Raw genomic sequence first — 20,106 nt, 5'->3', positions numbered from 1 at the left:
TGTCCTTCAATGTCTGCCTGTTGCTCATCGCACCAGCCACCCTCCGTCGACCGGCAGCACGACACCGGTCACGTATGCCGACGCGTCCGATGCGAGGAACACGAAGGCGCCCTGCACGTCGTCCGGCCGACCCCAGCGCTCCGCCGGGATTCGGCGGAGGATCTCGGCCTCCCGTGCCGGGTCCTCCCGGAGCGCGGCGGTGTTGTCCGTCGCCATGTAACCAGGGGCGACGGCGTTGACCGTCACCCCTCCCGCCGCCCACTCATTGGCGAACGCCTTGGTGAGCCCGGCGATCCCATGCTTCGACGCGGCGTATCCCGGCACCAGGATGCCGCCCTGGAACGACAGCATGGAGGCGACATTGATGATCCTGCCGTGGCCCTGCGCGAGCATGCGTCGCCCGGCGGCCTGGGTCAGGTGGAACACCGCGCTCAGGTTGACGGCGATGACCTCGTCCCAGTCTTCCGCAGCGTGCGCGACGGCCGGGGCACGGCGGATGGTGCCGGCGTTGTTGACGAGGATGTCGAGCCCGCCGAACACCTCCGCGGCCTCGGTCACGGCGGCATCCATCTCCGCCGGGCTCGCGGACGCCAGATCCAGGCCGATGCCGTGCACGCGCCGCCCGAGCGCCTGGACGGCACGAGCGGTGTCAGACGCGTCGCCGCGATCCACGAGGATCAGGTCGGCACCCGCCTCGGCGAGAGCGAGCGCGACGGCGCGCCCCAATCCTCGACGAGAACCCGTCACCATGGCCGTGCGCCCGTCGAGACGGAATCGCGAGACGATCATCGCCCGCGTCCATCGTCGAGGACCTTCGCGATCATCTCGATCTCCACAGGTGCGCCGAGCGGGAGGCTCACACAGCCGATCGCCGAACGTGCGTGCCGTCCACGCCCGCCGAGCACGTCACGGAGCACGCGGGAGCCGCCGTCGGCGACCGCAGGATGCTCGACCAGGTCCGCCGTGGCGTTGACGAACACCGTGAGCTTGAGGATGCGGTCGATGCGGTCGAGGGAGCCGAGTGTCTGTTCCAGACGATAGAGGCCGTTGGCGACCGCCAGACCGGCCTGGACGGCTCCCTCGGCGACCGTGAGCTCCCTGCCGACCTTCCCCGGAGTTGGATGCGCGGCGCCGCGGAAGGCGACCACGCCGGAGACGTACGCGATCCCGTCGCTCACGACGACGCCGTCGATCGTCGACTCGTCCGGCACGAGGGGCGGCGACACGTCGAGGACAGCGGCGAGGCGGGCGCGGGCCGTCATCGCGGCTCCCCCGGCTGTCCGACCAGCTCTGTCGTCGCGCGAAACGCCTCCCCCGCTGCGGCGACGGTGGCCGCGATGTCCGCATCGGTGTGCGCCGTCGAGAGGTACCAGCGACCGCCGGGCATCACGTAGATCCCGCGACGAAGCATCTCAACGATTCCCACGTCGTACCAGGCGGCGTCGATGCGCAGGAAGTCGTCGAAGGAATCGATCCGATCCACCCCGGGGCCCGTCTGCACGACCGGACCGATCTGATTGACGGCCAGGGGAACGCCCGCATTCGCCGCGGCACGGGCGAGACCTGTCGCCAGAGCGCGGCCCTTCTCTTCCAGCATCTGATACGTCCCTGGTCTGGCCAACTCGTCCAGAGTGGCTCTCGCCGCGGCCAAGACGATGGGGTTGCCGTTGTAGGTGCCCGCGTGCACGACTCCCGCACTCGTCTGATCGATGAGGGCGGCGGTTCCCGCGACGGCGGCGAGAGAGTAGCCGGCCGCGATCGCCTTCGCCAGGATGACGAGGTCGGGCACGACGCCGAAGCGTTCGACCGCGCCACCGTAGGCGACGCGGAAGCCGGTGATCACCTCGTCGAAGACGAGCACCGCACCGATGGCGGTGCAGGCGTCCCGGAGGCGCGACAGGAAGTCGTGCGACGGGAGGATCACGCCGGAGTTGCACAGCACCGGTTCCACGAACACGGCAGCGAGCTCGCCTCGGTGCGTGCGCATCAGTTCGAGTGTGGCCTCGATGTCTCCCCACGAAGCGAGCACCACATCGTCCAGCGCAGCGGCACTCTGACCTCGGGTGCCCGGCCCCGACAGCCGCCCATCGGCGTCGGGGCGGTAGCCGATCAGGGCGGGATCGCTCCACCCGTGATAGTGCCCCACGAACTTCATGTACTTCTGACGCCCGGTCGCCGCTCTGGCCAGCCGCAGAGCCACTTGGAAGGCCTCGGATCCAGTGTTCGCATACAGCACTCGGTCCATGCCGGGGATCGCATCCACGATCCGCTCCGCGACCTCGTACTCCAGCCTGTGCCCGTTGCCGTAGGTCGCGCCGTGCGGCGCCTGGGCCACGACGGCCGATGTGACCGCCGGATGCCCGTGACCGAGGATGACGGGTCCCCAACCGAGGACGTAGTCCAGATAGGAGTTGCCGTCGACGTCGGTCAGTCGTGCTCCGGAGCCACCGCTGAACGACAGCGGATGCGGCTTCATGGCGGCACGGAGACCTGTCGAGACACCACCGCCGAGGGTGCGCTTCGCCCGCTCCCAAGAGGACAGCGACGTGGGCCACGAGTCGATGAGGGTGATGGTCACGCTGCACTCCTGCCTGAGACCGCCTGAACGCGGTGGCGAACACGATTGGTGAGGGTGCCGATCCCCTCGATCTCCGACACCACGGCATCGCCCTCATCCAGGTGCGTCGGCGGGGACGCGAACTCCCCGCAGCCCCAGGGCGTGCCGGTGAGGAGCACATCGCCCGGCTCCAGGGTGAACAGGTGAGAACAGTAGGAGATGAGCGCAGCCACCGGGAAGAGCATCTCGGCGGTCGAGGAATCCTGGACGAGACGTCCGTTCACGCGCGTGCGCAGCGCGAGAGCCTGCGGGTCGACGATCTCGTCCGCTGTGACGATGCCTGGGCCGAGCGGGCAGAACGAGTCGAGGTTCTTGCCCCGGATCCACTGCCCGTCGGCGAACTGGAGATCGCGCGCCGACACGTCGTTCGCGATGGTGTAGCCGAACACGTGCTCGAGCGCCGACTCCTCCGCGACGTCGCGAGCACGGGAGCCGATCACCACGGCGAGCTCGGTCTCCCAATCGACCCGCTTGGCGACGGTCGGGTCGAACGCGATCTCGTCGCCGTCGGCGATCACCGTCGAGGGGAACTTGGCGAAGATCAGGGGACGGGTCGGGGGTTCGACTCCGGCTTCCCGGATGTGATCGAGGTAGTTCAGTCCGATCGCGACGATCTTGCCGGGGACGAGCGGGGGCAGAATCCGGGATGCCGGGTCGAGGATGGTCTCCTCGTGCGTCCGGGTGCCTGCGAGCATCTCGCGGATACCCGCACCGGGAGGAGCGATGGCCCGCAGGGTGCCGTCAGCCTCCCGTCGGACGAACTGCGCCCCATCGGGTGTTTCCCTTCGCTGGATGTGCATCAGCGGATTCCCTTCTCGTCGACACGGCGGAGTGCCGCGCTCGGTGCCGCCCCGACCCAGACGGGACGAGGCGATTCTGCGATCGTGGTGCGGGTCGCCGAGAGACGCCCCGTCTCGGCATCGATGTCCCAGGCGTGGACGGCATCGTCGTCGCGTGCCGCGCAGTAGAGGCGGCTCCCTCGAACCTCGAGCTTCATGGGCCAACGACCACTGGCGTGCTCGTCGACGACGACCAGTTCGGTGCCGCGGCGGACGATGTGGGTGATCAGGTCGGCGCCGCGCGTCGCCGCGAAGACGTGCTGTCCGGCGACGACGACGTCTGACGGATAGTCGCGCACTCCCGCGGAGGGCGAACCAGGGAGGGCGAGGCGCGCCACAGTCTGCCCCGGAGTGTCGCCGGAGCTGCGCCGAACCAGCGACAGCGACGCGTCGAGCTCGTTCGCGGTCAGGAGATGCTCGTCGGTGAGAACCGCGGCATGGCGCGGACCGGTCCCCGGGGGGAGGGTCGTATCGGCCGGTCGCCCCACGACGCCGGACAGCCCCCAGTCGTGGATATGCACGCGATCCGCGCCCAGATCGACGCTGAACAGCTTTCCCGGGGTGGCGAGGACGGCGTGGATGTGCGAGGCGTCCTGGCGGCGCCCGTCCGGTCCTCCGCCTTCGTAGAGCACGGTCTGGATGGCGTCGCCGGGAACGCCGTCGGTGAGGCGATGGATGCGCACCGCGCCCCGGCGATAGTCGGCGACGGCGAGCAGGTCGTCCCTGACGACCAGCGAGCACGGCAGGTCGCCACCGGAGGGTGTGCTCGCGATCGGTGACAACACGCCACCGGAGTCCTCGAGCGTCAGAATGCTCCCCTCATCGGCGGCGACGGCGATGTACAACCGCGCCCCGCGGCCTGTGCTCACCGCCGTCGCAGAGAACGCCTGGCCGGGGTGTTCCACGGTCGAGACCGTGCTCCATGCGGTGGTGCCGCGATCCTCGATCCGCGCGGCGGTCGTCTCGCCGACGACATAGAGGGACGCACCCATCGTTCGTTCCGTTCATTCGTGCGGCCGGAGCCGCGGGCGGGCGCGATGGACGACGCTCTCGCCGGGTGATCGCGGCAGAGCGCCGCTCGGGTCCGGGGTGCGCGCCGCGGCGCGCACCCCGTGTGACGATCAGCCGATCGTCACACCCTTCGTCGAGAACACGCTGCTCGTCGCCCAGGGCTCGAGCCCCTTCACCGTGGATGAGACGAGGAGGTTGTACCCGCCCCAGAGCACCGGGATGCGGGCGTACACGGCCTCGAGCTTCGATGCCGCATCGAGCAGAGCGGCGTTCTGCTCTTCTCCGGCGCTCATCTTCTCGGCGGCGGCGAGAGCCTTGACGTAGGCGTTCCACTCCTTCGGCGCGTGTTGGGCGATGATCTCTGCCTGCGCCGAAGACTTGTCCTGCGGGCTCAGTGCGGTGTCCGCTCCGACGGCCTGATACTCGGCGGTTGCGTCGGCGGGGAGCAGGAAGGTGCTCCAGCGCTGTCCCGCGGCCGATGTCGCGGCACGGTAGGCGGTGGGAGGTGTGAGGGAGTAGTTGATGTAGTAGAACCCGGCATAGTCGGCTTCATGCAGTTGCGCGCGCTTCTCGACGTAGACACCGGCCTCGACCACGTCCAGGGAGAAGGTCACGCCGAGTTCCTTGTTCCACATCTCACCGATGGCCTCGAGGAACGGCGCAGCCTGGCTGGTGAGGATCGTGATCGTGGGCATCCCCGCGCCGTCGGCATAGCCCGCGTCCGCCAGGAGTTCGCGAGCGCGCTCAGGGTCGTAGTCCGTCTGTGCGACGTCCTCGGAGCCGGGCACGGCATCCGGCACGAGGCTCGTGCCGGGAACGTCGGGGGCCTGGATGGACGCGAGCGCTTCGCGGTCGATGGCCAGTGAGAGCGCCTCGCGGACGCGGACGTCCTGCAGCGCCTCGTTCTTGCTCGACATGACCTGCAGGCTCCTGATCTGGTTCGCCGGAGCCGCGACCAGCTGCTCGAGGAGCTCAGGATCGCTCGTCACGGCGCTCAGGTCCGCTTCGACGCGCATGACGTCGATCTCCCCGGACTGGAAGGCGAGGAGCTGTGCGGTGTCACCGCCGTCCGAGAAACGGAAGTCCCACTCGTCGAGGTGGTACTCGTCGCGGTTCCAGTACTTCTCGTTCGGCACCAGCGTCGCTCCGGCATTGAGGCGGAACTCGTCGAGCACGTAGGCCCCGTTTCCGACCCAGTTCTCGGGCGTCGCCCAGGTGTCGGGGAACTCCTCGACGGTCGCGGGGTGGAGCGGGAGACCCCAGTGCAGCGCGAGCGTCGAAAGGAAGTCCGGGTTGGGACGCACGAGCGTGAACTCGAGCTCCTCGTCGGACAACGCCTTCACACCGACGGTGGAGAAGTCGGTCGTCGCCCCGGCGAGGAACTCGCTCGCCCCCACGACGCCGACGCTCGTCTCATAGGCCCTTGCTTCGGTGCCGGCTTCACCCGGCGTGAGCAGCCGCTGCCAGTTCCAGACGAAATCCTGCGCCGTCACGGGATCGCCGTTGGACCACTGGGCCTCCGGGTTGATCGCGAACGTGTAGACGGTGCCGTCGTCGGAGACCTCCCACGACGTGGCGGCACCCGGGACGACCTCGCCTCCGGGCTCGACGACGACGAGTCCTTCCAGCAGACCGGCGAGCATGATGTGCGCACCACCGGCACCGCTGCGGAACTGCGGATCCAGGTTGTTGACCGGCGTCATGCCCTGATGCAGCACCTGGGCGGCGGTGGAGGTCTCGTCGGGGGTGTCGGCCGAGAAGCTGCAGCCGCTCAGCACGAGTGCACCGATGATCATGAGACCGCTGAACTTCTTCATCCGGGTTGTGACTTTGTGGCCCACGGGGTTTCCTTCGTTGGTGTGGGGCTCGGCATCTTCGCCGATCCGTTGTTCGGGTATGGGAACAGATAACACGTAGACGAACACTTCGAGGCTAGACCGCTCCCCTCGTCCTGTCAATCGGCAGGCGGAGGGAGCGGTCTATGCGGTTCTCAGCCCCGGTGCTCCGGCTCGTCCGACGGCTGCCAGCCGACGAAATCGCGACAGAATGCCACCGCCCGCGCCATCGCCGTCGCCAGGATCCGCTCGCCGAACTCCCGGGTCGCAGCCTTCGGGTGCCCCCACACGCCGTTCGTCGTGAGGTCGGCGAAGTCCGCGGCGATGTCGACGTACCCGAGCGGTGGTCGCGCGGCCGCAGGGAAGGCGGTCACGAACTCCGGGTCCGGAATCCGTTCCGGACGCACGATGTCGGGCGCGAGGACGAGCGCGAGAGAAGTCTCCGATTCGCACGCATGGCCCCGCTCCGGACCGACAGACCCCGCATCGACGACATCGGGGGCCAGCCTCGCCCACATCATCGACGCCACGGGCAGGCGCAGCTCGGTTCGGGCGCGGAGCGAGACCTCTGCGAGGGATGCGATGTTCCCGCCGTGTCCGTTGACGATCACGACCCGGCGAACACCGTGCGCGTGCAACGACCGCAGGACATCCATGAGCAGAACGACGAACGTGTTCGAGGAGAGGCTGATCGTTCCCGCGAAGCGGAGGTGATGATCGGAAACCCCGTACGGCAGCGGCGGGCACAGGACGGCGAGGTCGCCCAGTTCGCCCACCAGCAGCTCGGCGAACTCCGCCGCGATACGCGCATCGGTCTGCAGCGCCAGATGCGGTCCGTGCTGCTCTGTCGCCCCCACCGCGATGACCGCGATCCCGCACGTCGGGAGGATCTCCGCCGCGTCGCCGGTGGTCATCTCAGCGAGACGCCGCACCGCGCTCATCGTGCCACCACCGGCCACGGCCGCACGGCTGTGAGCCGATCAGACGGCGTCCACCCGATCGCATTCGCCGTCTCGGAGAGATCGACATATTCTCCCGTGCGGTCGCCGCTGACCGGGACGACGAGGAAGTCGCCCCCCTCACGCTCCAACGCCGCCAGGAAGGCCGCGGCGACATCAGCGGGCGAGGTCGCGGTCGGATACACGGGACCGCTCCATTCCTCCGTCGTGGAGGGGTGCGCCAGCCGGAGCGCCGTGACGGTGAGACCCCATTCGCGCACGGCGGCTCGGCACACCTCCTCGCCGAGCCTCTTCGCCAGCCCGTACGCCCGGAAGGCATCCGGCGGCGTGGGGCTCGATGGATACCGATCGCCGGGAGGCGTCGCGAACACGCTCAGGCTGCTCGCATAGATCACCCGTGACGCGCCGCGACGCCCGGCCCAGTTGAGCGCGAGGTACAGTCCCCGCACGGAGATGTCGAACTGCCGTGCGGCGACGCTCAGATCGTCGGGGTCCGCCGTCGTCGGCATCGCGAGGAAGATCAGCGCATCCGCCGGCGGCATCGCCTCCCACGCCGCGGGGTCGGTGATGTCGAAAGGAACGTGCTGCGGCACGGGCTGATCGGATCCGGCGATGTCGGCGACGACGACCTCGTGGTCGCCGCCCAGCGCCGGGACGATGATCCTGCCGACCTTGCCCGCTCCACCGATGACCAGGACCTTCATGCCCGCACCTCCGCGACGAGAGCACGCGTGGTGGCCGCCTCGCGGATGCGCGCACCGGCGAACACCGCCATCGTGTCCAGGCGCTCGCTCGCCGCCGCGGCCTTCGCGACGATGTCGGCCCGTGCACCCGCGAGGTCGTCGAGGATGCGTGACGTCGCCGCCACGAGTTCGTCACCCGTGGCGTCCTCGACCTCCAGGATGCGATCCGAGAGGCCGAGGTCCGCCCACATCGCCCCCTTGATGGTGTCGGTCGGCTGCCGCACATACAGGGCAGGAACGCCCACCCGCGCAGCGAGGATCGGGGAGTGGCACTCCATGCTGACGACCACGGCCGCGTCGGCGTAGATCGCCGTCGCAGACTCGGGATCCCAGAAGTCGATCAATGCCGATACACGTTCCCGCACATCATCCGGCAGCTCGGCCGCGATCTGCGCACCCAGCGGACCGGCGTAGTCCATCTCGGGGCAGATCAGCACGCGGAGGCCGCGTTCACGGACCAGATCGATGATGACGGCGCGGAGCGCATCGAACTCTCGATCGGACGATGCCGCGTTGATGGCGTCCTTCAGCATCTCGGCCTGGCCGACCGGCAAGCCCAATGACCGGTGATACGGCGTGTACCGCAGTCGCGGAACAACGCAGGCGTACGGCTCGTTCCCGAGCGACAGGCTCCGCTGCAGCTCCAGGTGCGGACGCACCCCACCGGGCGGAGCGAATGCGAACACGGCGTCCGGCCCGAAGCCCACGGCCTCGCTCGGTCCGAGCCCATGCTGCGCGAGGTACCGGGCCGAGATCGAGTCGCGGCAGTACACGAACGACGCCTCCGAAAGCAGCTGACGGCGCTGCGCGGTCATGTGGGTGTCGCCGAGGTGCCGGACGATGTCGTCCATCTCCGCGAGCGGCCCCACCCAGCCGTGGGAGCCGTCGACCGGCGGCGAGAGCGGATCGACGGAGATGCCGAGAAAGCCGTACGGGCGTCCGGTGAGCTGCCTCCAGCGGATCACATCGGGCTCACCAGCGAGCAGACGACCGGATCCGTGCAACAGGAAGTCGCACGCGTCGAACTCCTCCTGCAACTCCGGTGTCGAGAGGCGTCCGAGCTCGTCCACCTCGCCCGTGACGATCCGGAGGCCCGGGTACCAGGACGTGAGCGTCCGGCGCTCCGTGTCGGAGATGCGTCGTGCCCACAGCACGACGTCGATGTCGGGAGCGTGCCGCGCGAGGAGACCGATGGCGGAGGGCGCGTGCGCCATGTCTCCGATGTTCGCCATCTGCCACGATGACCTCAACAGCACGCGCGGTCGCCGGGGATTCGTCGATGCCGAGGAGGTCGGGTCCATATGATTCGCAGCCTTCCGCAGAGTCGGGTGGGGAGAGATCGGGCTCATCGCCAACGCGGGCGATTCGTGAGTGCGCGGTGTTCGCGATCGAAGTCCGTACTGCCGTCGTCGGCGCGCACGGAAAGCCGCGCTCCCTCACCGGTCAGAGGGACGTTGCCGTACTCGCGGCAGTCGCGCCACATCTGCGCCATCGTGGTGTACTCGCGGATTCCACCGCCGGGCAGCGACAGGGACAGGATCGTGCGGGGATAGTCGATCCGATGGCCGTGATCGACTGCGAACCGCTCGATCGTCGACGTGTCGACGTCGACGCCGAGACCAGGTCCGTCGGGAACGTGTGCCAGTCCGTCGGCGATCCGGATCGGCGCGGTGGCGAGATCGTCCTGGTAGATGTTCATGGCTGTGACGAGCGGCCATCTGGCAGCGGGGAGCACGGAGGTCAGGTGGAGGGTGAACGCGGTGGTGAGCGCCGTGCCGACCATCTGCATCCAGCCGCTCTTGTTGAAGGCTTCCGCCAGGATGCCCTGCCGCAGCAGCCCACCGACACCTTCGCCCTGCGTGTTGGGAGAGAACACGTACCCGTCGTAGGCGTGAGCGAGCGCACCCGGCGCGAACGGACCCTGATCGAAGTGCTCGACGATCGGATGCCGCAGGCGCTCGCGCAGGAGCCGATAGTCGTCGAAGTTCCCGTCGGCCATCGGTGCTTCGAAGATGCCCACCTTCGGGTGCTCGTCCAGGCGCCCGAGAACTCGCAGCGCCGTCGGACGGTCCAGGAGCATCCTGTTCCAGTCGATGTCGAGCCGATAGTCATTCGGAGTCACCCTCGCGACGGCATCCACCTGCTCGAACGGATCGAACCACGGGCGAGCCTTGAACTTGTGGGCACGGTAGCCGCTCGCCACCGCGCGCTCCGCCTCCGCAGCGAGCGCCTCCGGGGGCATCTTCGTGCTCCACCAAGCGATCGGTGCGGCATCTCGGACCACGGGCAGGTTCAGCAGCCGCGACATCGGCACCTGCAGCTGCTTGCCGACGGCATCGAAGAGTGCCATCTGCAGCCCCATGCCAAGGCGAGCGTCCCAGAGGTACTCGGCCGCTCTCTCCCCGACGAGGGATGAGATGGCCTCATCGCTGACGGTCCGCGACGTGTAGGCGGGGACGGATTCCCCCCATCCGGTGATATCGGGGTCTTCCGTGCGGACCTCGACGAGTTCCACGACACCCCATTGACCGACCAGGAGCGCATTCCACTGCGCAGTTCCGGCCGTGAAAGGCACATGCAGCGTGTGGCGACGGACTTCGGTGATGCGCGGCGAACGGTGGATCATGCGCTTCTCGCCTCCTGAGCTTCGACCGTGTACCCCTCGCCGACCACGGGAAGCACCGCGGAGAGCAGCTGACGCGTGTACGGGTCCGCGGGGTTCCCGAAGACCTCGGCCGTCGGTCCGCTCTCCACGATGCGACCACCGCGCATCACGATGATCCGATCGCTGACGCGCTGCGCGACCGCGAGATTGTGCGTGATGAACACCATGGCGAACTTCTGCTGCGCCTGGATCTCGCTGAGCAGCTCGAGGATCTGTCCCTGGATCGACACGTCCAGGGCCGATGTCGGCTCGTCGCACACCAGCAGCGACGGCGAAAGCGCCAGCGCTCGCGCGATCGCGATGCGTTGTTGCTGTCCGCCCGAGAACTGTCTCGGATACGCGCGGGCGCGCGTGCGCGCAATGCCCACGGCTTCCAGGAGCTCCTCGGCGCGCGCCATCCGCTCGGCCGGCGTCCCGATCCGATGCACACGCAGCGGCTCCGCGACGTTCGCGGCGGCGGTGAGCTGCGGCAGCAGCGACCCGAGCGGGTTCTGGAAGACCATCTGCATGGACCGACGGGCTTCCCGCATCGCGGACGCGGACATCGCCGATACCGGCCGGCCGTGTAGGAGCACCTCTCCGCTCGTCGGCTCGATCAGGTTCAAGAGCAGCCTCGCCAACGTGGACTTGCCCGAGCCCGACTCGCCCACGATCCCGAGAGTCTCCCCCGACCGAAGCGTCAGCGTGGCGTCCTCCACAGCGGGGGGAACGGCGGAGGAGAACACCTTGGTCACTCCGCGCGCCTCGAGCAGCGGTGGTCCGGACTCTCGGGGTTCTTCGGGCGACACGGCAGCCGGGTCCTCGATCTCGACCGAGGCGGCGAGGAGCTTTCGCGAATACGGGTGCTGGGGATGCGAGAGGAACGCGGACATCGACGTGGACTCGACCGCCTCGCCGTGGCGCATCACCATGACGTCGTCGCACACATAGCGCGCCGCCGCGAGATCGTGGGTGATGAAGGCCATGGTGAGCCCGTCGCTGCGGAGGTCTCTGAGCAGGTCGAGCACTTGTCGCTGAATGGTCACGTCGAGGGCCGTCGTCGGCTCGTCCGCGATGAGCATGTCGGGCCGAGCGACAAGCGCCATCGCGATCATGGCGCGCTGGCGCATCCCGCCCGAGAGCTGGAACGGGTACCAGTTGATGCGCTCCTGAGGTTTGGGGATGCCGACGCGATCCAGCGCGGCTATCGCTCGTGCGAGTGCCTCCTCGCGAGAACAGAGACGATGCCACAGCAGATGCTCGGTGAGCTGCGTGCGCAGGGTGAGCGTGGGGTTCAGCGCCTGCATCGCGTTCTGGAAAACCATGCCGATGCGCGTGCCACGGACAGCCCGCAACTGCTCGGCGTCGGCACCGACCAGGTCGATGCCGTCGAAGAGTGCGCGGCCCTCGACCACGGCGTTCTCCGGCAGGAGGCCGAGCAACGATCGCATCGCGACCGTCTTCCCCGATCCGGATTCGCCGACGACGGCCAGCGCGCCGCCGCGAGGGACCTCGAAGGAGATGGATCGGACGATCTCGGAGGTGTCTCCTCGTCGTCCGCGGAACCCCACGGTGAGGTCGGTCACCGACAAGAGGGGCGAGGTGCTCATGAGTGATCCTCTTCGTTGGAATCGAAGGCGTCGCGGAGCCCGTCGCCCAACCAGGTGAAGGCGAGCATCGTCACGGCGAAGATGACGAGCGGGACGGCGATGAGATACGGCGAGGTGAGCACATAGCGGTAGCCGTCGACGATCATCCCGCCCCACGACGGCGTGGGCGGGGCGACGCCGAGTCCGAGGATCGCCAGCCCCGACTCGGCCATGATCGCGGCGGGGATGCCGAAGCTCGTCGTGACGAGCAGCGGGCCGATGGCGTTCGGGAGGATGTAGCGCACGGCGATGGTCGGGCCCTTCGCCCCGAACGACCTCGCGGATTCGACGAATTCGTAGTTCTTCACCTTCAGGACCTGTGCTCGCACGAGTCGGGCCTGGGTCACCCAGGATGTGATCGCGATGGCGATGACGATGGCGAAGACCTCACGTCCCATCACCACGACGATCAGCACGGAGAAGAGGTAGGCGGGGAATGCGTACATCACGTCCGTCACCGACATGAGGAGCTGGTCGAGCCGACCGCCGCGATAGCCGGCGAGCATACCGATGACGAGAGCGATCAGGAGCGCCCCGAGCTCGGCGGCGAACCCGATCGTGAGCGCGGTACGGAGGCTGAACAGCTGCCGCGAGAGCATGTCGCGACCGAGCGCGTCGGTCCCGAGCACGTGCCCCTCCGAGAGCGGAGGGAGCAGTCGTGCGGTGAGATCCTGCTCCGCGTATCCGTATGGCGCCAACAGGGGTGCGCACACGGCGAGGATGCACAACAGCCCCACGATCACGAGGCCGGCGAGGGCGAGGCGGTTTCTGCGGAAGCGCCGCCACGCGCGCATCGTCTCGCTCTGGGCGACGACGGTCTTCTGCGCGACGACGCGGAATTCCTCCGTGGTGACGGCATCCATCAGATCGTTGCCTCTCTCGCGATGTCGGCGCCCGTCTCTTCCCGATCGGTCCGGGCGGTGCGGAGGCGCCGCCTCACGACGCGGGTGAGGGGGCCCGCGTGGCGGATCCTCGGGTCGATGACCCCGTAGAGGACGTCGACGATGAAGTTGGTGAGCACCAGGATCAGGGCGAAGAAGAGCGTGGTTCCCATGAGCAGGGGGATGTCGCGAGTACGAGCGGCGACGGTGAAGAACATGCCGAGCCCGGGGATCCCCATGAGCGCCTCGATGAACACGGTCCCGGTCGCGAGGCCGGCGAAGAGGGGACCGACCACGGTGACGAGCGGGATCAACGAGTTCCGCAGTGCGTGCTTGACCAGGACGACGGGTGTGCGACCCCCTTTCGCGTAGGCCGCGGTGACGTACTCCTCGCGCAGCGACTCGAGCATGGAGGAGCGCACGTAGCGGGCGAGCATGGCGGTCGGCGCGACGGCGAGCGCGATCATGGGGATGATGGCGTTCTGCGGGCCGTCCCAGCCTCCGGTCGGGAGCACCCGCAACCAGGTCGAGAAGATCAGCACCAGCAGTAGCGCCGCGAGGTATCCGGGGAATGCGTGTGCGGTCGTGACGAGGAACATCGGCACGTAATCAGCCGGTCGATCCTTGCGGACGGCCGCGATCACCCCGAGCGGCACGGCGACAGCCACCGTGAGCAGGGTGGCTCCGACGGCGAGCGACAGGGAGACAGGGAAGGCGCCGGCGATGATGCTCTCGACGGTGGCCTGGGGGTACTTGAAGCTCGGTCCGATCTGTCCTGTGACGACGTTGCCCATCAGGGTGAGGTATTGCTCCCAGAAGCCGCGGGTGTCGGCGGTTCCGGTGCCGAGCTCGCCGCCACTGGAGCCTCCGCCGCCGAGGCCAGACCCTTCGATGTCGGCGAGTTGGTCGAACGACCCCGGCACGAGCATCAGGAGCGCGTAGGTGACGAACGACACCGTCAGCAGCGTCAGGATCAGCCGGAGAACGCGTCCGGCGACGTACTTCACCACGGGTGGTGCCGTTCACTCAAAGCCATCATTGCCTTCGTTCAGATATATGAACGCTTTCCGCGTTCTTGAACAGATGCTGCGATGCTAGAGCGCCCGGGCGCGATTTGTCAATCCGACCCGGCGGCTCGACCCGACAGGGCCGCGGTCATCCCGTGCGACCGACCCGCAGGTTGCGCGCGACGGTCCGGACCGCGTGCGAGAGGTGTTCGATCACGACCTTCTCCAACTCGTCGGTCACGCGGGCGGTGGGGATCTCGCAACTGATCGAATCCACCGGGTAGCCTTCCGACCCGGGGATCGCCATCCCGAAGCAGGTGATGCCCGGGGTGCTCTGGTCGCGCTCGCGGGCCCAGCCGCGCGTGCGAGCCTCCTCCAACGTCGCCTTGAGCTGCTGTCGGTCCACCACAGTCTCCGGGGTGAGCGCGGGCAGCGGGTCCGGCAACAGGGCATCGACCTCCTCCCACGAACGCTCGGCGAGCAAGGCCAGACCGAGTGCCGTGGCGTGTGCCGGCAGCCTGCCGCCGATCCGCGAGCCGACTCTGAGGTGATGATGCGTCTCCCGGCTCGCGAGATGGAGGATGGAACCGCCGTCGAGGCGCGCGAGGTTCACCGTCTCGTCGATCGCTTCGCTCAGCTCGGTGAGTGCGCTCGCAGACGCGGCCACGACCGGATCGCGGTCGAGGTACTCGGTGCCGACCCGAAGCGCCCGCAACCCGATCTCATACGTATGCCCCCGATCCCGGGATTCGATCCAGCCGCGACTGCGGAGGGTCTGCAAGAGACCCGAGAGACTCGACTTCGGCACGCCCATCGCCTTCTGTATCTCAGTGAAGGTGAGCGAGCGCTCGCTGTCGGCAAGGAGCTCGAGGAGAAGAATCGTGCGATCTGCGGACTTGATGCGCCCCGGGGCAGCGCCGCTCGGGTCGCCGTCGCTGTTTGTCATGACGCCACCCTAACGACAAGCAGCCCATTTCTCGGCACGACGTTCGCGGTTGCGAACAGGGACCCCGCACCCTGACGAGGCCCCAGGCCGTCCACCGATCCGATATGTTCATGTATGAGAATCATGTACCTGTAAGTGAACAAAGGAGTTTCCATGCCGAACATCCGCGTCGAGTTGCTCGCCGGACGGACCACCGCGCAGCGACGCGACTTCGCCGAATCAGTCACCCGTGCCGCCGTCGGTATCCTCGGCGCGCGGCGCGAAGACGTGCGCATCCTCTTCGAGGAGATCGCCGCCGAGAACGTCGCGAACGGAGGGGTCCTGGCATCTGAGGACGCCTCGCGGAGTGCACTCGTCGCACGCGTGACAGCGACAAAGGCATGAAGGTGTCCGGTCGTCGTTGGAGGGAGGTCTGACATGGCGCGCGCGATCATCATCGGCGCAGGAGTCGTCGGCCTGTCGACGGCGTGGCACCTCCAGAAGCGCGGCCACGAGGTCACCGTCATAGATCGCACCGGCATCGGCGCTGGATCCTCGTGGGGGAATGCCGGATGGCTGACGCCTGGCAAAGCGATTCCGCTGGCGGACCCGAGCCTGTGGTCGTACGGACCGAGGGCACTGCTCGACCCCGACGCGGCACTCCACGTGCCCTTCCGTTTCAACCCACGCCTGTGGGCGTTCCTCGTGCGTTTCGCCGCGCACGGCACGCACCGCGCTTGGGACCGGGCGATGGCGGCGCTGACGCCGATCGACCGCATTGCGCTTGCGAGCTTCGACGAGCTTGGCGATTCCGGCGTGGAGGTGACGACGAAACGCGGACCGTTCGTCATCGGCTTCACTCAGGAGTCGCACTCACGAGGATTCCTCCGTGAGCTCGCAGGGGTGGCCCGCCACGGTCAAGACGTGCCTTTCGAACGGCTCCCCCATCCGCGCGATCTGTCGCCCCAGCTCTCGGAAGCCGTGGTGGTGGCCTATCGCCTCGACGGTCAGCGATTCTTGGAGCCCGCCCCCTTCGTCGACGCACTGGCAGAGGCGTTCGTCGCGGAAGGAGGGACGATCCGCCTTGGGAGGAAGGTCCGCTCGGTCGAGGGAGGCGTGTCCCCGCGGGTGACGTTCGACGACGGGGAGACGGAGACCGCCGAGAGCATAGTGATCGCCACCGGCGCGTGGCTACCGGAACTCGCGCGCACCGTCGGCGTGCGGGTTCCGGTCTTCCCCGGCCGCGGCTACTCGTTCACCGTGCGCACGCAGCAACCGGCAGAACATCCCGTCTACTTCCCTTACCAGCGCATCGCATGCACGCCCTATCAGGGGCGCTTTCGGATCGCCGGCACCATGGAGTTCCGCGGTGCCGATGAGCCAGCGCACCCCCGCCGCATACAGGCGATCGTGAACCAGTCGCGGCATCTGTTGACCGGTGTCGACCTCGACGACCGTCGAGATGAATGGGTAGGATCGCGGCCGGTCACTCCTGACGGCCTCCCCGTGGTCGGACCGACGCGCTCGCCGGGTATCTACGTGGCCGGCGGCCACGGGATGTGGGGGTTGGTGCTGGGGCCTGCGACCGGAAAGCTCCTGGCAGAACGCATAGATACGGGAGAGACACCCGCCGCCATGGCACCATTCGACCCGCTCAGATGAACAGGGCTGGGCGTCGCTTCGTCCATTCCCGCGACGTTCGGGGTCGCCGGCTCGTTCGCGCATCGTTCGTCGCGGGACAGGCGTGGGTAGCGGCGGCCAGCGAGCAACTCCTTGTGAAGGGATGCAGTGAGGTCGCGCGCCACAGTGCACTACGGATGCACCACAACCCACTCCAGATACGGGAAAACCCCCGATTTCTCGGGGGTTTCCATGGCGGTGACGGTGGGATTTGAACCCACGGTAGGGGGTTACCCTACACAACTTTTCGAGAGTTGCACCTTCGGCCGCTCGGACACGTCACCGCGGAATAGCTTACGCGACGCGAGGCGAGCGCGCGAATCGAGAGCCGCGCGCATCACCAGGCGGCCGCGACCTCCGCGTGCGTACGCAGGATTCCTTCCGTCGAACCCGCGGGCGCGCGCCCGATTCCGCACTCGGTCGCGACGCCGAACTCCGGCACGAACGGGAGGGCCGCGGCGATGCGGCGTGCCGCGCCTTCCGCTCCGTCCTCGCGGTGCACGAGGCCCAGATACAGCTCCTCGACGGGGGCGAGGTCGGCGAGCGGGGCGAAGTACCCCTCGTCGTCGTGCGCGATCGGCACGGGCAGGTGGAGCCACGTGAGCGGACGGCCGGAAGCCACCACCACGGCGTTGGCGTACCGGACGAGGTTCGCCGCATCCGTCGGTTCGAAGAAGTGCTTCTCGCCAGCGTCGCCGTAGCAGAGGTGCACGCCCACCTCGACGTCGGCGGGCACGGCGTCGACGAGGGCGGCGAGGCGTGCGACGAGACCGTCGAACGGGTCGCCGGGCCACCACGCCTCCATCACCGCTCCGTACCCGGCCGCCCGTTCGATGATGCCCATCTCGCTGGCGACATCCCACTGGATCGCGAGGTCGTCGTGCGGGATCGCGGCGAGGATCTCGTCGAGCTCGCGCAGGATGGCGGCGGTGTAGACGGGCTCGATCGCGGCCCGGTCATCGCCAGGGAAGAACGAGGAGATCACGGCGAGCGGCGTCGGCAGCGACACCTGGAACCGGATGCCCGCCGGCACAGCCCCCTCGCCGCGCAGGCGCGTGTACACCGCATACGACTCGATCGCCGCGGCGGCATAGCCCAGGGGCGGCAGCTGGATGCTCGCCGCCTCCACTCCGTCGCTGATGCGCAGGCCGCGGGCGTCGATGCCGGCCGGGAACGGGATGGGCTTGTCGCCGATGCGCTCGATGCCGTCGGCCTGGCCGATCACGTCGGGCTGGAACATGATCCAGTGGAACCGCTTGCCGACCTCGCCATCCGGGATGCGGCGGAGCCGATCGCCGAGCGTCTCGATGGCCGCGCGCATCGTGGTCTCGGCGTCGTCGTAGTTCACACTGCCCACGAGGAGGGCACCCTGCGGCTGAGTCATGCCCCCAGGGTATCGCCGCCGCTTTCCCCCGCCGCCGCGCGAAGAGTTAGGATTGCCTAAGAACCCGCCGCCTGTGGGGGCAGCGATGACGGGAAGGACGCGCAGCATGGGCTTCATCACCTCGGAGGCACTCGCCGAGACCGGATACGTGGTGCTCGACGACCACTCCTCCCCCGCAGATCCTGCCGAATGGCTCGACCTGGAGTACGTCGGCTGGCGCTCCTCCGGCATCACCCGCTTCGCCCCGCTCTCGAGCTACGCGGGCGACGTCGACTGCAACGGGTTCTGGAACCACACCCCGCCTCGCGCCGACAAGGACGGCGTCTGGGTCGACTCGCAGGTCGCGGTCGCCCCGACGCTCCAGCGCCTCGCGCAGGAACCGGGCGCGGGCATCGGCCGCTGCCGCGTGATCGAGCTGCAGCCCAACGAGTACGCCGATGCGATCTACAACCTGCACCAAGACGACAACAACCGCCTCAACGAGGAGGGCACCGGCTGGGTGGTCCGGGGGTTCTTCAACCTCTCCGACGACACCGCGTCGATGCTCATCCTCCGCTCCGACCGGTTCGACCCGGCGACCGAGATCCGGCTCCCCCTGCGCGCGGGATCGAGGATCGTCGTCGATACGCAGCGCTTCTGGCACGCGGTCTGGCACCGGGGCACCGCACCGCGCTACGCGCTCATCGCCTCGTGGACGAGCGGCCCCGAACTCGACGCGTACATCGCCGCGCACCACGGCGACCCGCACCCGGCGACGGTCGACCTCGATCCGCAGTTCGTCGATGCCGCGCAGGTCGAGCTGCATCGCCGCATCGAGGAGCGCCGCCGTGCGTTCGAGGCGCAGGGCATCGTGATGGAGCCGCCCGTCGCGCTGTACAGCTGACGGCGCCCACAGTCCACTACCCGCGCGGTGCCGCCGTCGAGGCCCGCACGATCAGCTGCGAGGCGAGCGTGGCGACGTCGCCGAGCGCCGTGCCCGAGATCGCCTGCAGCAGCAGGTCGACGCCGAGGGCTCCGCTGCGTTCGATCGGCATCTGCACGGTCGTGAGCCCCGGCGTGACCGCGCTCGCGAGGTCGATGTCGTCGATGCCGACGAGGCTGATGTCGTCGGGGCAGCGGCGACCGAGCTCCAGCATGCCCGCCTCGAGGCCCAGGGCGACCAGATCGTTGTAGGCGACGACGGCCGTCGCACCGCTGGCGGCGGCGGGCGCGGCGGCCGCTCGTCCCCCTTGGATCGACGCGGCATGGTGGCTGAGGCGCGTGAGCCGGATGCCGTGCCGCTCGCAGGCCGCCGCGATGGTGTCGAACCGGCGGGCGTCGGCCCAGGATCCGAGTGGTCCCGAGGCGTACGCGATGTGGCGATGCCCGAGCGCGACGAGGTGCTCGATCGCCTGCGCGGGACCGTGCTCGGCGTCCATCAGCACACTGGGAACGCCATCGATCTGTCGGTTGACCACGACGGTGGGGGTGGCGCCGATCAGCGCGATCACCTCGTCGTCGGGGAGTCGCGGCGAGCACAGCAGCAAGCCGTCGAGCTTGCGGCCCAGCTCGATCTGCTCGCGCTCGCGGCGCAGGTCCTCGTCGGCGTCGAACAGCACGATGCGGTGGCGCCCGTGCCAGGCCTGACCCTGGATCGCCTTGAGGAGCTTGCCATAGACGGGGTTGGCGACGTCGGGGACCATGACCCCGATCGTGCGGGTGGCGATGCCGGCCTGTGGACCGGCGTAGCCGAGGTCGCCCGCCGCTTCGAGCACGCGTCCGAGCGTCGCGGGGGCGAGTCGATCGGGCTCTCCGAAGGCGCGGGATGCGGTGGCGATCGACACGCCTGCGCGCTTCGCCACGTCTGTCAAGGTCGCTGCCACGTTCGCCTTCCGCTTCGCCGCAATCCTAAGGCACGCACGCACGATTGAAAGCGGCTTGACAAGTTTGTAC

19 protein-coding genes and 1 tRNA gene are annotated in these 20,106 nt (G+C 68.5%); 3 read left to right on the top strand and 17 right to left on the bottom strand.

All coding sequences use genetic code 11. The features are described from left to right. Positions 1 to 24: 24 nt before the first annotated feature. From kduD to WFM69_RS04125, 14 genes are all read right to left on the bottom strand, one after another. Entirely contained in the window at positions 25 to 789 is a 765-nt protein-coding gene (kduD, locus tag WFM69_RS04190) for a 2-dehydro-3-deoxy-D-gluconate 5-dehydrogenase KduD (RefSeq protein ID WP_337001938.1), read from the bottom strand. Beyond that, positions 786 to 1,262 (bottom strand): RidA family protein, encoded by a 477-nt coding sequence (locus WFM69_RS04185; RefSeq protein ID WP_337001936.1) that lies wholly within the window; start codon positions 1,260 to 1,262, stop codon positions 786 to 788. The genes kduD and WFM69_RS04185 overlap by 4 nt, the downstream gene beginning before the upstream one ends. Further along, a complete protein-coding gene (locus tag WFM69_RS04180) occupies positions 1,259 to 2,578 on the bottom strand; it encodes an aspartate aminotransferase family protein (RefSeq protein WP_337001934.1) in 1,320 nt (439 codons plus the stop codon). The genes WFM69_RS04185 and WFM69_RS04180 overlap by 4 nt, the downstream gene beginning before the upstream one ends. Then, the gene (locus tag WFM69_RS04175) at positions 2,575 to 3,417 is read right to left on the bottom strand and encodes a fumarylacetoacetate hydrolase family protein (protein ID WP_337001932.1); all 843 of its coding nucleotides are present in this window, start codon (positions 3,415 to 3,417) and stop codon (positions 2,575 to 2,577) included. Before WFM69_RS04175 ends, WFM69_RS04180 begins: the two co-directional genes overlap by 4 nt. Further along, positions 3,417 to 4,448, bottom strand: coding sequence for a lactonase family protein (locus tag WFM69_RS04170; protein ID WP_337001930.1), 1,032 nt, complete (start codon positions 4,446 to 4,448; stop codon positions 3,417 to 3,419). The genes WFM69_RS04175 and WFM69_RS04170 overlap by 1 nt, the downstream gene beginning before the upstream one ends. Positions 4,449 to 4,577: 129 nt before the next feature. Continuing rightward, entirely contained in the window at positions 4,578 to 6,284 is a 1,707-nt protein-coding gene (locus WFM69_RS04165; RefSeq protein ID WP_337001928.1) for a peptide ABC transporter substrate-binding protein, read from the bottom strand. A gap of 173 nt (positions 6,285 to 6,457) precedes the next feature. After that, a complete protein-coding gene (locus WFM69_RS04160) occupies positions 6,458 to 7,243 on the bottom strand; it encodes a creatininase family protein (RefSeq protein WP_337001926.1) in 786 nt (261 codons plus the stop codon). Continuing rightward, positions 7,240 to 7,965 carry an NAD-dependent epimerase/dehydratase family protein gene (locus WFM69_RS04155; protein ID WP_337001924.1) on the bottom strand — a complete coding sequence of 242 codons (726 nt, stop codon included), beginning with the start codon at positions 7,963 to 7,965 and terminating at the stop codon, positions 7,240 to 7,242. The genes WFM69_RS04160 and WFM69_RS04155 overlap by 4 nt, the downstream gene beginning before the upstream one ends. Continuing rightward, positions 7,962 to 9,236: a polysaccharide pyruvyl transferase family protein gene (locus WFM69_RS04150; protein WP_337001922.1), complete on the bottom strand. Its 1,275-nt coding sequence runs from the start codon at positions 9,234 to 9,236 to the stop codon at positions 7,962 to 7,964. Before WFM69_RS04150 ends, WFM69_RS04155 begins: the two co-directional genes overlap by 4 nt. Positions 9,237 to 9,349: 113 nt before the next feature. Beyond that, positions 9,350 to 10,630: a mandelate racemase/muconate lactonizing enzyme family protein gene (locus WFM69_RS04145; protein WP_337001920.1), complete on the bottom strand. Its 1,281-nt coding sequence runs from the start codon at positions 10,628 to 10,630 to the stop codon at positions 9,350 to 9,352. Continuing rightward, complete coding sequence (locus WFM69_RS04140; protein ID WP_337001918.1) at positions 10,627 to 12,258, bottom strand: ABC transporter ATP-binding protein; 1,632 nt, start codon at positions 12,256 to 12,258, stop codon at positions 10,627 to 10,629. The genes WFM69_RS04145 and WFM69_RS04140 overlap by 4 nt, the downstream gene beginning before the upstream one ends. Further along, positions 12,255 to 13,160: an ABC transporter permease gene (locus tag WFM69_RS04135; RefSeq protein WP_337001916.1), complete on the bottom strand. Its 906-nt coding sequence runs from the start codon at positions 13,158 to 13,160 to the stop codon at positions 12,255 to 12,257. The genes WFM69_RS04140 and WFM69_RS04135 overlap by 4 nt, the downstream gene beginning before the upstream one ends. Continuing rightward, the gene (locus WFM69_RS04130) at positions 13,160 to 14,188 is read right to left on the bottom strand and encodes an ABC transporter permease (RefSeq protein WP_337001914.1); all 1,029 of its coding nucleotides are present in this window, start codon (positions 14,186 to 14,188) and stop codon (positions 13,160 to 13,162) included. Before WFM69_RS04130 ends, WFM69_RS04135 begins: the two co-directional genes overlap by 1 nt. A gap of 145 nt (positions 14,189 to 14,333) precedes the next feature. Beyond that, complete coding sequence (locus WFM69_RS04125) at positions 14,334 to 15,131, bottom strand: IclR family transcriptional regulator (RefSeq protein WP_337001912.1); 798 nt, start codon at positions 15,129 to 15,131, stop codon at positions 14,334 to 14,336. A 153-nt stretch (positions 15,132 to 15,284) separates the two neighbouring features. Here WFM69_RS04125 and WFM69_RS04120 point away from each other — a divergent pair, with 153 nt between their 5' ends. Together WFM69_RS04120 and WFM69_RS04115 are read left to right on the top strand one after the other, a co-directional pair. Beyond that, on the top strand, positions 15,285 to 15,515 hold the full coding sequence (locus WFM69_RS04120; RefSeq protein ID WP_337001910.1) for a tautomerase family protein: 231 nt from the start codon (positions 15,285 to 15,287) through the stop codon (positions 15,513 to 15,515). A gap of 33 nt (positions 15,516 to 15,548) precedes the next feature. Beyond that, positions 15,549 to 16,772, top strand: coding sequence for an NAD(P)/FAD-dependent oxidoreductase (locus WFM69_RS04115; RefSeq protein ID WP_337001908.1), 1,224 nt, complete (start codon positions 15,549 to 15,551; stop codon positions 16,770 to 16,772). A 211-nt stretch (positions 16,773 to 16,983) separates the two neighbouring features. On the opposite strand, the gene WFM69_RS04110 is transcribed toward WFM69_RS04115, so the two are convergent. Further along, positions 16,984 to 17,074, bottom strand: a tRNA-Ser gene (locus WFM69_RS04110). Between the two features lie 53 nt (positions 17,075 to 17,127). After that, entirely contained in the window at positions 17,128 to 18,174 is a 1,047-nt protein-coding gene (locus WFM69_RS04105; RefSeq protein ID WP_337001906.1) for a hypothetical protein, read from the bottom strand. A 106-nt stretch (positions 18,175 to 18,280) separates the two neighbouring features. Between WFM69_RS04105 and WFM69_RS04100 the strand changes: the two genes are divergently transcribed. Then, positions 18,281 to 19,057 (top strand): hypothetical protein, encoded by a 777-nt coding sequence (locus WFM69_RS04100; RefSeq protein WP_337001904.1) that lies wholly within the window; start codon positions 18,281 to 18,283, stop codon positions 19,055 to 19,057. A 16-nt stretch (positions 19,058 to 19,073) separates the two neighbouring features. Here the strand turns inward: WFM69_RS04100 and WFM69_RS04095 are convergent, their stop codons facing one another. After that, positions 19,074 to 20,015: a LacI family DNA-binding transcriptional regulator gene (locus WFM69_RS04095; protein WP_337001902.1), complete on the bottom strand. Its 942-nt coding sequence runs from the start codon at positions 20,013 to 20,015 to the stop codon at positions 19,074 to 19,076. Between the last annotated feature and the right edge of the window lie 91 nt (positions 20,016 to 20,106).

Origin of the sequence: Microbacterium sp. LB12 (assembly GCF_037150835.1) — a bacterium.
GTDB lineage: Bacteria > Actinomycetota > Actinomycetes > Actinomycetales > Microbacteriaceae > Microbacterium.
Note: the sequence above shows the minus strand (reverse complement) of the source record. Positions and strands in the feature narration are given on the sequence as shown.